The organism is Clostridium sp. YIM B02569, from assembly GCF_022320765.1.
Taxonomy (GTDB): Bacteria; Bacillota; Clostridia; order Clostridiales; family Clostridiaceae; genus Clostridium; species Clostridium beijerinckii.
Genome location: NZ_JAKJJX010000027.1, coordinates 38,206 through 54,276 on the forward strand (window position 1 = coordinate 38,206; position 16,071 = coordinate 54,276).

Genomic DNA, 16,071 nt, shown 5'->3' on the forward strand with positions numbered 1-16,071 from the left:
TTCAATTTGGATTGCACCAGTTAAGACCTTACCTGGCAACTTCTTTTACTTTATTCTCATCAATAATAAATCCTAAACCTGGTCATGTTGGTAAGTCTACAAAACCATATTTATATTGAATAAGGCCTTGATCTTAAGCGAACACTATATCTAAAGAAATATATTTATTTACTAGAATCATATAAAGAATATTTCTCTAATTAACAGAACTTTAGTGATGGGAGAATATAAATAATGTTTTTAAAAGTAGAAAATTTAAGAAAAAGCTATAATACAGGTGATATAACTACTACTGTCTTAAAAGGAGCCGATATAAGTTTAGATAAAAGTGAGATAGGAGTAATACTTGGGCCTTCTGGTTCTGGAAAATCAACACTTCTTAATATTATTGGAGGAATTGACAGATGTGATTCAGGTATGGTTTCAGTTGATAACATAGATATTACTAAACTAAATGATAATAAGCTTACAGATTACAGACGGGAAAATATCGGCTTTATATTTCAGTTTTATAATCTAATCCCTAATCTTACTGTAGGTGAAAATATAGAAGTTGTTTCAAATATAAGCAAATCACCGCTTAACATTTACGAGGTGCTGAAAGCTGTGGATATGCTTGATAAAAAGCATAGATTTCCAAGGGAACTTAGTGGCGGTGAGCAGCAAAGAGTTTCTATTGCAAGAGCTATAGTTAAAAATCCTACTCTTTTGCTATGCGATGAACCAACAGGTGCTCTAGATTTTTCAACTTCAAGGGAAATCTTAAAGCTTCTTCAAAAGGTAAACAAAGAGTTTGATACAACTATACTTATGATAACTCACAACACTGCAATTAGTGCTATGGCTAATAAAGTTTATAGGGTTAGAAGTGGTGAAATTGTAGAGCGCATAGTTAACAGCACCGCCATACCAGCAGAAAGGATTGAGTGGTAATGATTATTAATAAAAAAATTAGAAGAACCATGCTGGAAGGCAAATCACAATATATTGGTTCATTAGTACTTATTGTTTTTAGCTGTTTACTTTTTGCAATGTTTAACTTGGTTTCAAGAAATCTTACACAACTATCTTCTTCCTTTGAAAGAGATTACAAGCAAGAAGATGCAAATTTTATAGCCACTCCAAGAATAACTAATATTGAAGCTCTGGAAATAAAATTTAATATGAGTATTGAGGAAACAAAGTCATTTGATTACTTGGTATCAGAGGATAAAACCCTAAGGATATTCAGTGAAAATAAAGAGGTTAATATCCCTGCTATCATTCAAGGAAAAGCTCTAAATAGCGGTGATATCCTTATAGATCCCTCATATGGAAAAGCTAATAAATTAAATATCGGGGATAATATAAAAATTAATGATAGAAATTTTATATTATCAGGCTTTATGTCTATTCCTAACTATATCTATCCACTAAAAAGTGAATCAGATATAATGAATGATCCAAACAGTTTTGGAATAGCTGTTATGAGTAAAGATGATTTTAATAGTTTAAATAAAGGCAATGTTTCTTATTCCATAAGATTTAATGGCGACAGAAGTAGTATAGATAATAGGATATCTGACTTTAAAGATTATTTAAGAAGTGAAAATACTATTCTTCTCAGCTGGATAAACACAAGTGACAACCCAAGAGTTACGTATTTTACAGCAAAGCTTTCTGGAATTGATAAAATGAGTTCCTCCATGCCTATAGCTGTACTTCTTTTAACCTGCATATTAACAGGAATAGTTATGTATAGAATGTTAAAGAGAGAAGCTGTTATTATCGGAACTCTTTATGCCTTGGGTTATAAAAAGAAGGAGATTATGAAGCATTATCTCCTATACCCCATAGTCATTTCACTTGTAGGCGGTATTCTAGGAACTCTCCTTGGATTACTAACCTTAAGACCTATGATGAACTATTATGTGTCATTTTTTAATATTCCAGTAGGTTATTTAAGCTATGATATAGGATATATTATAGTAAGCATTTTACTACCAATATTCTTCTTAGTAATCTGCAGTTATTTTGTAGTTAATAAATCCCTAAAAAATTCACCAATCCAGCTAATGCGAGGTGGCGCTCAAAATAATAAAGTTGGTTTCTTAGAAAGAAAAATAAACCTTGAAAGATTAAATTTTAATAATAAATTTAAAATACGTGAGCTTCTAAGAAGCATACCTAGAAGTATATTTTTGTTACTTGGCATAGTTATGTCAACAATGCTTCTACTCATGGGCTTTGCATCTAAGAGTTCAATGGATTCCTTACTTAAAGAATCTTTTAATGAAGCCTTTAAGTATAATTATCATTATGTATTTAACTCTATCCAAAATGGTAAGCCAGAAAAAGGAGAACCTTTCTTGGAAATGCCATTTGCAATGAAATATGATGATAAAACTACTTTTACAGTATATGGTGTGAGTCCAGATTCTGAATATATTTCCTTTAAGGATAAATCAGGTAATATATTAAAACCTGATAGAATCATCATTACACGACCTTTAGCTGATAAACTTAATATATCGCCAAAGGATACATTAAAAGTAATCAACAGATTAGATTCTAAAGAGTACAACATAACAGTTGACAGCATTGCAGAAACATTTGTAGGTCAATATGTTTATATGCCACTTGATAGTCTTAATAATATGCTTGGTTTCCCTTCTGGAAGTTATATTGGATTATGGAGCACGGAAAAAATAGACATTCCAGAAAATAAAATTTTAACAGTTGTAACTGTTGATGATATGAAAAAAGCCTTTGATACAATGACAAAACCGCTTCAAGCAATAATAGGAAGTATAGCTTTCATATCCTTTATAATCGGGCTTATCGTAATATATGTTGTTACTTCTTTAACTATAGAGGAAAATAAAGATAATATTTCTCTTTTAAAGGTTTTAGGTTATAGAAAAAAAGAGATTTACTCATTAATTTTAAATAGTTCCAGGTTTATAGTAGTGCTTGGATATATACTAGGAGTACCACTCCTACTTGGTTCTTTAACTGCACTATTTAAATCAATGACAAAAGAAATGAGCATATCTTTCCCTGTAACACTTGATTATATCTATATTATAATTGGTTTCGTAATAATATACTTAACCTTTGAACTATCAAAATTACTTAGCAGGAAAAAGATAAACAAAATTTCAATGGCTGAAGCATTGAAATCTAGAGTAGAATAAACACGATAATATGTTTTTTTATATAGTATAGGTTATCAAAATATAAGATGGTCTGTTACGCCGTTACAAGAAAAATAATTATAAAATTCTAGTAACTTATTAACAGACCAACCCTGAATGCACGAAAGGAAGCTCATAACAACTACCAAATATGCGAATAACTTTTTTATTGAATAAATATTCACAGTTATTACTCTTAACTATTAGTATAAATGGCATGCTACCATGTGATCAGCTCCTATTTCCTTTTGTATTGGCTGAACATTACTGCATATTGGTTTTGCATATGGACACCTAGTATGGAATCTACAACCAGAAGGTATATTCATTGGGCTTGGTATATCTCCTTTAATAATATTTAAATTAGATTCTCTCGCTTTTATAGGATCAGCTATAGGTATAGATGACAAAAGCCCTTTGGTATATGGATGAAGTGGATTCTTATATAAGTCATCACTTTTACCTACTTCGACAATACTTCCTAAGTACATAACTCCAATTCTATCAGAAATATGCTTTACCATGGATAAATCATGTGCAACAAAAAGATAAGTCAATCCCATTTCCTTTTGCAAATCCTCAAGCATATTAACAACTTGAGCTTGTATTGATACGTCTAGGGCTGATATTGGTTCATCACATAATACAAAGTCCGGATTTGTCGATATTGCTCTTGCAATTCCAATTCTTTGACACTGCCCTCCACTAAATTCATGCGGGAATTTATCCATATCATCTTTCTTCAAACCAACCATTTCAAGAAGATTTTCAATTTTTTCTTTTCTTTCTAATTTATTTAATCCAGTGTGTAAAGTTAACGGCTCTTCAATTAGTTCCTTTACATTCATGTATGGATTAAGTGAGGAATATGGATCTTGAAAAATGGTTTGTATCTTTTTATAATATTGTTTCATTTGCTTTTTTCTTAGTTTGGCAATATTATTTTCTTCAAAGAATATATCACCAGATGTTACATCATAAAGCCTTGTTATTGTTCTTCCTAAAGTAGATTTTCCCCACCCGGACTCTCCAACTAATCCAAAAGTTTCCCCTCTTCTTATATAAAAAGAAACTCCATCCACAGCTTTTATAAAATTATTTTTAGTAATTCCATTTTTAACTGGAAAGTATTTTTTTAAATCTTTTACTTCTATTAATATATCATTTTTCTTTCCCATTCTCTTTCTCTCCTTAATAAACTAATAATTTGTATCAAATAATTAATAACGCAAAATATCCAAATCATTTAGCAAGAAGACACATACTTCTATGGGTTTTACTAAAACTATTATATTCAGGTATTTTATTAAAACACTCTGATTTTGCAAATTCGCATCTTTCTGCAAATGGACATCCCTTTGGAGGATTTAAAAGAGAAGGGGCTGAACCTTTTATTGGATTAAGCCTGGCTTTTTCATCATCTTGAACCTTTGGGATAGAATTTAGTAATGCTTTTGTATATGGGTGCTTTGATGAATAAAAGATCTCTTCCGCTGTTCCTTCTTCCATTATTAGGCCTCCATACATAACTGCAATTCTATTACATAAACTAGCTACAACTCCAAGATCATGGGTTATAAGAATTATTGACATGTTATTCTTAATTTTAAGTGATTTTAAAAGTTCTAATATCTGAGCTTGAATAGTTACATCTAAAGCAGTTGTTGGCTCGTCTGCAATTAAAAGTTTAGGATTACATGCAAGCGCCATTGCAATTAATACTCTTTGTCTCATACCTCCGCTGAATTCATGAGGATATTGATCTATTCTTTTATCTGGCATTGGTATTCCTACATCCTTTAATACATCAATTGCCATTTTTCTGGCATCTCTTTTGTTAATTCCTTTATGCCTAACTAAAACTTCTATAATGTGATTTCCTATTTTCTTTAGTGGATTTAATGCTGTCATAGGGTCTTGAAATATCATAGCTATTTCTTTCCCTTTAATTTTTCTCATATCCTTAGCAGATAACTTCAGTATATTATTATCATTAAAATAAACGTCTCCAGAATCTATCTGTGCATTTGGAGGAAGAATTCGCATTACAGATTTCATAAGAACACTTTTTCCGCTCCCAGATTCACCAACAATACCTAAAACCTCTCCAGATTTTATTTCAATATCTACCCCTCTTACAGCTTCTATTTTATTATTTTTAATGTAAAAGTTAGTCTTTAGATCTTTTATTTTTAGAAGAGCTTCTTTACTCATAATACTATTTTTCACCTCCAACAACTCTTGGCTCTACAATTGCCCTAAGAGTATTTCCAAGCTTATTAAATGAATATATTGTTAAAATTATTAATAGCCCTGGTAATATTGCCATATATGGAGCATTTTGAAGATTTGATTGTGAATTTTGAAGTAAATTTCCCCATGAAGACATTGGTTGTTGAATTCCAAGACCTAAAAAACTTAATGAAGATTCAGTCATTATAGCTCCAGCTATACTTGTTGTTGATGCAATTATAATAGTTGGGAAAACGCTTGGAATAATATGCTTAAGTATTATTGTTCTTGAAGATTGTCCAATAGAGATAGCATACAACACATATTCCCTTTCCTTCACTGAAAGCGTTTCTGCACGAACAAGCCTCGCAATTTCCATCCATGTAAATAATCCTATAACAATAATTATAGCTTGTAGGCCTGGTTTCAAAAATATACTAATTACGGTTACTAATATAAGCCAAGGTATAGAAGATATTATATCTACAAAACGCATTAATAGATTATCTATTTTTCCACCAAAATATCCACTTATTGTTCCAACTAAAACACCTATTGAAGTAGAAATTATCATTGCAAGAACTCCAACTATAAGTGATACCCTTCCCCCATATATAGTTCTAGTTAAATAATCCCTTCCAAGTTCATCAGTACCAAATAAATGGCTGATACTAGGTGATTGTAGCATATTGGCTGTATCAGTTGCATCTGGATTTATAGGTATTAAAAATGCAAATATCGAAATAAGTACTATAAAGATTAGAAAAGCCAATGAGAATATGGAAGTTTTACTATTTCTTAATTCATACTTAAAATTATTAATTCGTCTATTTTCCATATGATTTACCTCATTCCTCTTATTCTTGGATCAACTAAGCTATATAGTATATCAGACAATAGATTCCCTAATATAACCAATGATGATGATAAAATTAAAATCGCCATGATAACAGGATAATCCATACCTTTAATTGCTGTTATGAAATATGGACCAACTCCAGGCCAGCCAAAAACAGTTTCGGTTATCATACCACCTGTCACAAGCATTGGCAGCGCAATTCCTATCTTTGTAATTATTGGAAGAAGAACGTTTTTGCATACATGTTTAAAGAGGATTTCCCTCGTACTTCCTCCGAAGGCATTCTGAACTGTTACATAGTTTTGTGATACCTGTCCTATTGTGGATGATCTTACGTATCTCACTAGCTCAGGCAAAAAAGCAGTGGTTAAGACAAAGCATGGCATTATAAAATGAACTAAAAGGTCTGAAAATGAATCTTCCTCCCCAATGGTATTCATTCCTAGTATAGGAAATATTGCAAGCTTGTACCCAAATATAAAAATAATTATCATAGCGAACCAAAATGTTGGTACTGCTATACCTATTGAACAAAATCCATCAATCACTTTATCTATAAATTTATTTTTATTTGCTCCAGCTAACAATCCAAGAACTATTGACATTACAACTGCAAGTAAATATGATGGTAAAACTAGCGCCATTGTAGCTGGAATTCTTGCTGCTAAATCATTAGCTATACTTTCGTGGTTAACTATTGAATATCCAAATTGTCCATTTAATATTCCCTTAAGCCATAAAAAGTATTGTACATAAGCTGGTTTATCAAACCCATATTTGGCTTTTATTAAATTTACAGTTTCTTCTGGCATATTTGGTGTTGCCATGGCATCAATTGCATTATATGGAGCTAACTTAATAAATGTAAAACAAATTATTGAAATTATTAATAGCAGTGGAATTGCTTGAATAACTCTTTTTAATATATATCTAGCCACTATATTGTCACTTCCTTTATTGATAAATTATAAATGGGGAATAATTATTTGTTATTCCCCATGAGCTTAACCTGTAATAATTTTTATTTAAAATGCAATTTTGACATATCTTCAAAAGTATATACTGGAACTAATGCAGCATCCTTTACTCCATCAACATTAGAGCTCATAACAAGTATTCTCTTATTCTCAAGAATTGGATAGAAATACGCATCATTTTGAATTTGTTTTTGGGCATCATTATATATTTCTTTTCTTTTGGCTTCATCTTTTTCTACTCTTCCTGCATTAAACAAATCAACAAGTTTATTATCATCAAAATGGCTATAGTTGTGTGAACCAGGTATAAATAATGAGTTAAATGTATCTGGATCGATTCCCATTATATACCCACCAAGGAACATATCATAATCGCTATTTGGATCCTTCATTTTTTGGGTAATAGCAGCATCCTCTCCACCTGAAAGCTCAACATCTATTCCCACTGCTTTAAGATTTTGTTGAATAATAGCTGCTTCCTTCTGATAAGGCACATTATTTCCAACATATCCAAGTTTAAGCTTAAGACCAGATACTCCTGCTTTAGCTAAGAGTTCCTTAGCTTTATCCTGATTATAATCATATTTTTCAACATCATCAGTATGATACTTGCTTTCATTTGGAAGGAAAGTATATGCCTCCTTTGCATATTCATCAGATCCAAAGGCTGCATTTATCATATCCTTTCTATTTAGAGCATAAAATATAGCTTTCCTTACATCTTCGTTTTGAAGTTTAACTGATTTTGAATTCATAACCATGTAAGCTATTCTTCCTTCGTCATAGGTATAAGAAGTTAATTTATCACTTTTTAAATCCTTTAAATCATTAGACTGAACAATTAATGCATTTATTTCACCCTTTTGAAGTGAGAGTTTAGCTGTATTGGCATCCGGTATTGTCTTAAATACTACATTTTGTATTTTAGGTGCACCAAGGAAATAATCATCATTCTTGACTAACTTTACATACTGCCCTGCTTTATATTCCTCTAATTTATAAGGTCCAGTACCCACTGGCTTTGCATTCTTTTCACTATTTTCGAAATTTGTTTCTCCTTCATATACATGCTTAGGCATTATAAAAATATCTCCTAAAAGCTCCATCGCTGGGGCACTAACTTCTGGAAGAACGAAATTAACAGTATAATCATCAATCTTTTCGATTTTTACTGGTTTTCCATTAAATATTAGCTGACTATACGCCCAACCAGCATTTTTTTCATTTAGCATCTCATTATACGTGAAAACTACATCATCAGCTGTAAATTTTACACCATCGCTCCATTTAACATCTTTTCTTAGCTTTGCCGTATACGTTAGTTTATCTTCAGATGGCGTCATGCTTTCTGCAAGGAAATACTCAACTTTATCTGAATTATACATATAAAGTGGTGAATATAATGCTTTTATTTCCATCAATCCATAACGATCACTTGTCGTTATTACATTTACTGAATTACCTGGATCTCCATCAATCCCATATGTGAATGTATCAGATTTTGAAGCACTTGCCTCAGTTTTAGCACTACTGCTTGTCTTTCCACATCCGCTTAATATAGATATTGCAGCAATTCCTACTATTAAAATTTTTGATAACTTTCCTATTTTCACTTATTTTCCCCCTTAAATTATGCTTATAAAATCCCCTCGTAAAATTTTATGAAAACAACTACACAATTAGAATAGCAAGCTTTATGGAGATCTGCTTTTCTTTTTTTATTGTATATTCACATAATTCTTATAGATTTACTGGGTTTATATTCCGATTATATCACTCAGAATTACTTTGTCAATATATTTTTTACCGTTTTTTTCATCTAAATAAATAATATTCCTTAATGATTTTTTATTATATATGCGCTGAAAAATTTTAATTTAATACGAATTTCTTGAAAATAAGAAAAGCGCATATTCATATTGAACAATGCGCTAATCATTTTATTATATTTCCATTTCCTTAACATTATCATCTATTATCAAATCGACATCCGTTGTTTTCAACACTTCATCAACAGTTAAACCTGGTGCTACTTCTATTAGAACTAATCCTTTATCTGTAACTTTCATAACCGCTTTATCTGTAATTATTAGATTGACACATTTGGCAGCCGATAAAGGCAATGTACATTTTTTTAATACTTTTGAGTTCCCTTTTTTATCATTATGGCTTAATGCAGCTATTACATATTTCGCTCCCACTAAAAGATCCATTGCTCCTCCCATACCAGGCGAAAAAACTCCAGGTATTTTCCAATTTGCAATATTTCCTTCTTGATCCACCTCTAAAGCGCCCAATGCAGTTATGTCAACATGCCCACCTCTTATTATTGCAAAAGATAAATCCATATCAAAGGTTGATGATCCTGGTAGTAAAGTGATTGGAGATCCACCTGAATTAGCTAGATCTGGGTCAGATTCTCCTATCTTTGGAGTTGCGCCAAACTTCAATGCGCCATTTTCACATTGTAGTGTTATTTCCATTCCCTTTGGTAAATAATTGGCAGCCATATTAGGTATACCGAATCCTAAATTAGCAACCATTCCTTCTTTAAATTCTTTTGCGATTCTTCTTGCAATTATCTCTTTACCATTCATCATTTTCACCCCTATCTCATTTTATTAGTTCTTGTCCATAAATCTTCAAAATATTTTCTTCTATCTTCAAAAGAATCACCTTGAACTATTATATCTACTAATATACCCGGTGTTCCAACACTATCAGGAGGGATTTCACCTACTTCAACGATTTCATCCACTTCGGCTATAACTAAATCAGCAGCAAGTGCCATACTGGTATTTGTTCCTTTTGTTGTTCCTCTATATAAAATATTTCCGAACTTATCAGCCTTACAACCTTTAATTAATGCAACGTCTGCTTTTATAGCTGGAAATACTAAATATTCCTTTCCATCTACAATAAGTTTATCTCTTCCATTCTCAATTTCTGTACCAAGCCCAGTTGGTGTTATAACTGCGCCAAGTCCAGCTCCACCAGCTCGTATACATTCAACTATGGTTCCCATAGGTATAAATTCTACTTCTAATGTGCCTGCATTATATTGTTCTTGTGCTTCAGGGCAAGTCCCAATATGTGCACCTACAAATTTTTTTATTTGTTTATTTGCTATGAGCATACCAACATCATGAGTCTCCCCTGGTTGAGCTGATACAGCTTGAATAAGTGTAAGATCCTTAATATTTGTATTCGCTAGCTCCTCTATCATCTTTAATGGAGCACCCACTCCTAAAAAACCTGCTGTCATTATCTTCATGCCATCTTTAATATTTTTTATTGCTTCCTGTACTGTCTTAATCTTTGTCATTTCTCTATACACCTCCAGATTTTTATAATATGCTATCGATTATAAAAGAAAAATTATTATTTAAGACCAATTATCCCTTTTAGAAATTTAACTGTTATAATAATATTATTATTTATGAATTTATATTCCAATTAAATCCAAAAACCGAAAGAATAACGTCTAATAAGTTTTTATAAATTATTTTGTAACATATGGAAGTATATAAGAATCACCATTTTCAATTTATATGACATTATGAGTTATAAGTTTATTAAATAAAATAATTGATTTGAATTTCACTGAGCTCTTGAGTAAAAAAATAGATGTGAATTAGAATAATTTTCCCTAATTCACATCTGTTCTTATAATAATCTTTTAATGCACTAAACCTGCATGTTTCCTATAAATTATAAAAATTTTCGGTTGTGCTTCGCACTTTTTAATGCATGTATATTGTTAACTTTTTTTATTTAAAAAATGTTTCATTTGAAAACACTTTCATTTGAAGATGTATTTATTTAAATCATTAAAAACTCATTTATTCTTAAAAAGGTTTAAAGGTTTATTAGAATCTTTTTAAGAATAAATGAAGTTTAATCAAAATTTTAGTTATTGCTTAATATATCTTCAATTATATTCTTTAAGTTTTTACCCTGTTCAAAATCTGGATCTAATCCAATAGATTTCTCTGTATACTCTAAGGCTTTATCAATTTGTTGTAAATTATAATAACAAAGTGCAATTTCGTAATTTGTTTCTGGGCATTCACCATAAAAGTCTAGTGAAGATTCTAAAAGCTTTAGTGCATCATTATCATAGCCAAGATAACCTAATATAGAACCAAAATAATATCCTAAGTCGCCTTCTTCACCAATAGGGAAATAGTATTCCCAAACTTTATTGATTGCATCAGCAAATTCATCTTTAGGGAAGTCTTCTTCATTTTCTATTCTTTCAATTAAAATATTGTATAACTCAAGCAAAGTTCTTGAATCCCATACTGTAAATCTTAGAAAAGTCAAAAGTTCCTTAGTAGTCAAGGAGTTACTCAAAGGCATAATTGCTTTTTTCATTATATAGAAATCATCTGGCCCCACACTTTCTATAACTTCATTGTAAGCCATTGAAGTTTCAATAAAATCATTATTACTACTACTTACCATAAATAGAGACACATTTATGTTTTCGTGTTCATATATACTATGTATTGCTTTTCCGCCGAGTTCTTTAAAATATAACTCTATAGCATGAAAATTTACCGTCATAGAAATACATCCATGCTTTGATAAAAATGGATGATAATTTTTATCCATGCTTTCTTCATTCTTATAACCTTTATCAGCAGATATTAGAATCACGTCATCATTAAACAACTTTCTTAATCTTGAAATACATCTTAATCCAATTATAGGCATATAGAATGCTGTATCCTCTAAAGAATTTTTGTAATGCATCAAAACATCATTTAATTTCTTATCTTCGTAATAACTATTCCCATCAATTTTTTTATCTGTATAATAATAATCTAATCCTGCAAGAATTGATTTATCATTAGGATCTCCTTTTTCATCTGGAGAAGTTATTGTTATTACTCCTTCATAAATCTCTCCGTTATTAACATAAAAAGTATCTTGTGGAAGACTGTCAAAAGTATAATTAGCAAATAGAATTAAAGGATTTTTCATTTTCCCTTTTGCTAATACTTCACCACTATGTCTAAGTTTAATTTCATCATCCTTAGATATATCAAAAGTTGCACAATCAAGTATACCAGCTTCGAAATAAGGAGTTAAAAAGCTATGATTCTGCCAATATTCAATATTTCTTTCAGCAAAATCCGTTACTATGTATTTAAACTTTATATCTTTTAACGAAGAATTTTCAATCATATGTAAAAATCTTTTTAGAAACGTATAAGTAAATCGTCCAACTCCTGCTGCAAGCTCCATAATATATATGACAGTATTTTTATCTATATCTTCTCTTGCAACATAGTCTCGCAAATATCCAAAGACAGTTTTAGCGTATTGGTTTGCGATATACGGATTGGTTGTTATATATTGTGGCACAATACCTTTAATCCAAGCCTCTGGCCCTTGGTTTGCAAAGAATTCTGTCTGCAATTTCCATAACATTGACTGTGATAAAGGCTTTTCAGCTTCAACTATAGCTCCTGAACTCTCGTTAACTTTCGAATTTGAAGCTTTAGTAATATTATATTTTTTATTTTTTTCTGACAAAACAATTCCTCCCTAAAAGTAAAGTTAAAAATTACTTTTACTAAAATATCATTAACAGAATGATTATACTATTCTAATTAATTTATGTATATAGATAAACCAACTATAATCTATACTTATACGTATACCTCACCGAAATCATAAATGTTTTCTCCACAAATATATTTATGATTTCTAGTGAATATATGAACTTAAAGTCTTAACAAATTTACAAGTATATTCATCTAATAACTCTAATTCTTAAGTTGTTTATATTTACAAGTTTCATACAAGATGATGGCCTCAAAAAAATCATACTCATTATTTCTAGTTGGGATATTTTTAACTATATGCTACAGATAAAACGTAAATTTCCAAATAAAAAGGCTACGTAAAAACGCAGCCTTTTTGTAGTCAATATTTGCCCTAAAATTATTTTAATTTGTTCTTCTTTTGCTTACAGCACTTTATAGGATATTCATTTACTTGCTCTCAGCACACTTTTTGTACTCTATAGTTTTTTCAACTGGTTTAACTATGGATTTATCCTGCCACTTACCTTGCCTGTAACGTATTACGCTTGCTATAGCCGTAATAGTCCAAGTAAGTCCACTAGTTACCCACACGCTCCACACTCCTAGAAAAGGAATCATAGCTAATCCACTTGAAAATCCAACTCTTCCAGCCACTTCAACAAAACCATTAACCATAGCATAAAATGCATCCCCTGTACCATTGAGTACACCTCTTGTAACGTAAATCATTCCAAGAGGAAAGTATGCACAACTTGTAATCCTTATTGCTTTATCTCCAAGATTTATTACTGATTCATCTTTAACAAACACTTCCATTATAGCCTGACCGCCAAATTGAGCTGCAATAAATGCTAAAAGGCTAAATCCAGCTACTATTAAAATGCTTTTGTGATATCCTTTTTTACCCTATCAAGTTTATTAGCTCCCATATTTTGACCTGCAAATGTAGACATAGCTGCCCCTAATGAATTGAACGGCTGCTGTATTAGCTGTTCTACTTTACTAGTAGCTGTAAATGCTGCGACAGCTGTCTCTCCAAATCCATTTACTACACTCTGAAGCGCTACTAATGAAACAGCAATCAGTGAATTCTGAGCTGCTACAGGTACTCCAATCCTTATACATTTAGTTATGATTAATTCACTTATTTTCCAGTGTTCTTTCTTTAATTTAAAATATGGATTCTTGATCAAGGCAAATACCAAGCAGCCAATTGCTGCACATGCCTGAGAAATAACAGTAGCATAGGCAGTACCTGATACACCAAGTCCAAATTTTAGAACAAAGATTAAATCTAATACAACATTAATTGCGCAAGAAATAATTAGAAAAACTAAAGGTGTACTGGAGTCACCTAATGCTCTAAGTATTGCTGCTATAGCATTATAGGATGCTACAGCGATCATTCCTCCTGATGCTATTCTTAAAAAAGCTACAGAATCATTTAAAATTTCAGGTGGTGTATTCAAAATTTGTAAAACTTGACGAGCAAAAACAACTCCTAATATACTCATAACAACACCAGATGCACCAATCACATAAGTTGAATTGGCAATGGCTCTCTTTACTTGTTCTTCCTTCTTGGCTCCAAAATATTGAGAAATGATTATACCTATACCAACAGACAATCCCAAGCATACAGAGAAAAAAAGAAAACTTAGAGATCCACAAGCACCTACTGCGGCTAAAGCATTAGCACCAACAAACTTTCCTACAACTATTGAATCAATCAAGTTATAAAACTGCTGAAATACATTGCCTATAAGCATTGGCCAAGTGAATTTCATAATATGGGAAACTTCATTACCTTCAGTCATATCATGTACATATTTTACAGACATAATTTAAAACTCTCCTTCTTTTGTTTACTTCAATATTACATGGATTTAACAAATTAAGCTGGCAATATATTAACCCAATATAGACATATATTGCAGTGCATGTTATATTTTTTATGTTAAATTTAATTTAAGTATGTATTATTTTGCAATTGGTCTTCTTAGAATTTTGCAAGGATTGTGTTTATATCAATGTCTTGTAATACCATTAAACTATCTACATACTAATTATATATATTAAATATTTGGAGGTCTTATATGTATCCCTTTTTTGAAGCGAACAAATCTGGTGATCGAAACTTTTTTAGTTCAAAAATTTTAGAAAATTTCAGTTTTCCTCCACATTTACATCCATATGTAGAAATAGCTTATGTTATTGAAGGCTCTATAGAAGTTACAATAAACGATACTCAGCGCTGCCTTAAGGCTGGTGAGGTTTCTATATGTTTCCCTAATGATATACATACTTTTAATAGTGATGGATTTTCAAAAATTATTCTATTTATTTTCTCACCAGATCTTACACGTAGCTTCTTTGGTATACGAATGGACAAAACACTGGAGAATCCATTTATGTCAAAAAATATTGTCGATGATGGGGTAAGTTCTCTTTTATATATGCTCCATGACGAATATACAAGTTCTAATAATAAATATGTTATTAAAGGGCTTTTATACACCATACTTGGAAAGCTTGATTCGCATTTTTCATTTAAAAAAAGCAGCACTTTTTATAACAGTACAATGCAAAATCTACTTAAATATATTGAAATTCATTACCATGAGAAAATTTCACTAGATAGTATAGCGAAAGATTTAGGTTTCAGCAAATTTTATCTCTCAAGAATTTTTTCAAATAAGATTGGCTACCAATTTAATGATTACATAAATAGATTGAGAATAAATAAAGCTCAAAAACTCCTTAGCGAAACAGACCTTCCAGTTACCGTTATAGCTTTAGAATGTGGCTTTGAAAGTCAGCGAAATTTTAACAGAATTTTTAAAGAACTAACTGCTCTTACTCCTACAAAATTTAGAACAGGTATATGATGCTATTTTTCAACAACCCCATTTGATGAGTTAAACTTTAAAAAGCGTGTTCCTTGAAAAGTTAATGTTCCCCATTCATGTTCTGGAACATTTTTGAAGACACGTCTTCCAACTGTAAATTTAATTTCACTCCCAGTGTCTAACTCAAATTCTAAAATTAACTTTTCAGTAGTTGTCATAACTCCATTGATGTCTGTATTTGTACACGTTTCTTTTTTCTTCTTAATTAATTTTGCCTTAGTGGATATAATTGGTGAGTTTTCATTTTTAATATATTTACTGATGTTTATAAAAATTATAAAAGCTACGAAAACAAAAAATATTAGCTGAAATCCAATCATGATTAACCCACTTCCTATCTTTCTAAAACTCTATTACTTT

Annotated in this window: 12 protein-coding genes and 1 pseudogene; 3 read left to right on the forward strand and 10 right to left on the reverse strand. The window is 30.9% G+C overall.

Going from position 1 to position 16,071, the window contains the following annotated elements:
• The first annotated feature begins 234 nt into the window (after positions 1 to 234).
• Together L3B96_RS21350 and L3B96_RS21355 are read left to right on the forward strand one after the other, a co-directional pair.
• Positions 235 to 933, forward strand: coding sequence for an ABC transporter ATP-binding protein (locus L3B96_RS21350; protein WP_238948503.1), 699 nt, complete (start codon positions 235 to 237; stop codon positions 931 to 933).
• Positions 933 to 3,176, forward strand: a complete 2,244-nt coding sequence (locus tag L3B96_RS21355) for an FtsX-like permease family protein (RefSeq protein ID WP_238948504.1) — start codon at positions 933 to 935, stop codon at positions 3,174 to 3,176. Before L3B96_RS21350 ends, L3B96_RS21355 begins: the two co-directional genes overlap by 1 nt.
• A 203-nt stretch (positions 3,177 to 3,379) precedes the next feature.
• Here the strand turns inward: L3B96_RS21355 and L3B96_RS21360 are convergent, their stop codons facing one another.
• The 9 genes and pseudogenes from L3B96_RS21360 to L3B96_RS21400 form a co-directional block, all read right to left on the reverse strand.
• A complete protein-coding gene (locus L3B96_RS21360; RefSeq protein ID WP_238948505.1) occupies positions 3,380 to 4,354 on the reverse strand; it encodes an ABC transporter ATP-binding protein in 975 nt (324 codons plus the stop codon).
• A gap of 64 nt (positions 4,355 to 4,418) precedes the next feature.
• Positions 4,419 to 5,390 (reverse strand): ABC transporter ATP-binding protein, encoded by a 972-nt coding sequence (locus L3B96_RS21365; RefSeq protein ID WP_238948506.1) that lies wholly within the window; start codon positions 5,388 to 5,390, stop codon positions 4,419 to 4,421.
• Between the two features lie 4 nt (positions 5,391 to 5,394).
• A complete protein-coding gene (locus tag L3B96_RS21370; protein WP_238948507.1) occupies positions 5,395 to 6,246 on the reverse strand; it encodes an ABC transporter permease in 852 nt (283 codons plus the stop codon).
• A 5-nt stretch (positions 6,247 to 6,251) separates the two neighbouring features.
• Positions 6,252 to 7,205, reverse strand: a complete 954-nt coding sequence (locus tag L3B96_RS21375; protein ID WP_238948508.1) for an ABC transporter permease — start codon at positions 7,203 to 7,205, stop codon at positions 6,252 to 6,254.
• Positions 7,206 to 7,288: 83 nt separating this feature from the next.
• A complete protein-coding gene (locus L3B96_RS21380) occupies positions 7,289 to 8,857 on the reverse strand; it encodes an ABC transporter substrate-binding protein (protein ID WP_238948509.1) in 1,569 nt (522 codons plus the stop codon).
• A gap of 330 nt (positions 8,858 to 9,187) precedes the next feature.
• Positions 9,188 to 9,841 carry a 3-oxoacid CoA-transferase subunit B gene (locus L3B96_RS21385; protein ID WP_275297306.1) on the reverse strand — a complete coding sequence of 218 codons (654 nt, stop codon included), beginning with the start codon at positions 9,839 to 9,841 and terminating at the stop codon, positions 9,188 to 9,190.
• Between the two features lie 11 nt (positions 9,842 to 9,852).
• On the reverse strand, positions 9,853 to 10,569 hold the full coding sequence (locus L3B96_RS21390; RefSeq protein WP_238948511.1) for a CoA transferase subunit A: 717 nt from the start codon (positions 10,567 to 10,569) through the stop codon (positions 9,853 to 9,855).
• A gap of 584 nt (positions 10,570 to 11,153) precedes the next feature.
• Positions 11,154 to 12,788 (reverse strand): hypothetical protein, encoded by a 1,635-nt coding sequence (locus L3B96_RS21395; protein ID WP_238948512.1) that lies wholly within the window; start codon positions 12,786 to 12,788, stop codon positions 11,154 to 11,156.
• 461 nt (positions 12,789 to 13,249) lie between these two features.
• Positions 13,250 to 14,643, reverse strand: a pseudogene (locus tag L3B96_RS21400) (MATE family efflux transporter).
• 255 nt (positions 14,644 to 14,898) lie between these two features.
• Between L3B96_RS21400 and L3B96_RS21405 the strand changes: the two are divergent.
• Positions 14,899 to 15,690: a helix-turn-helix domain-containing protein gene (locus L3B96_RS21405; RefSeq protein ID WP_238948513.1), complete on the forward strand. Its 792-nt coding sequence runs from the start codon at positions 14,899 to 14,901 to the stop codon at positions 15,688 to 15,690.
• Positions 15,691 to 15,692: 2 nt separating this feature from the next.
• Here the strand turns inward: L3B96_RS21405 and L3B96_RS21410 are convergent, their stop codons facing one another.
• Entirely contained in the window at positions 15,693 to 16,031 is a 339-nt protein-coding gene (locus tag L3B96_RS21410) for a DUF2500 family protein (protein WP_238948514.1), read from the reverse strand.
• Positions 16,032 to 16,071: the final 40 nt, after the last annotated feature.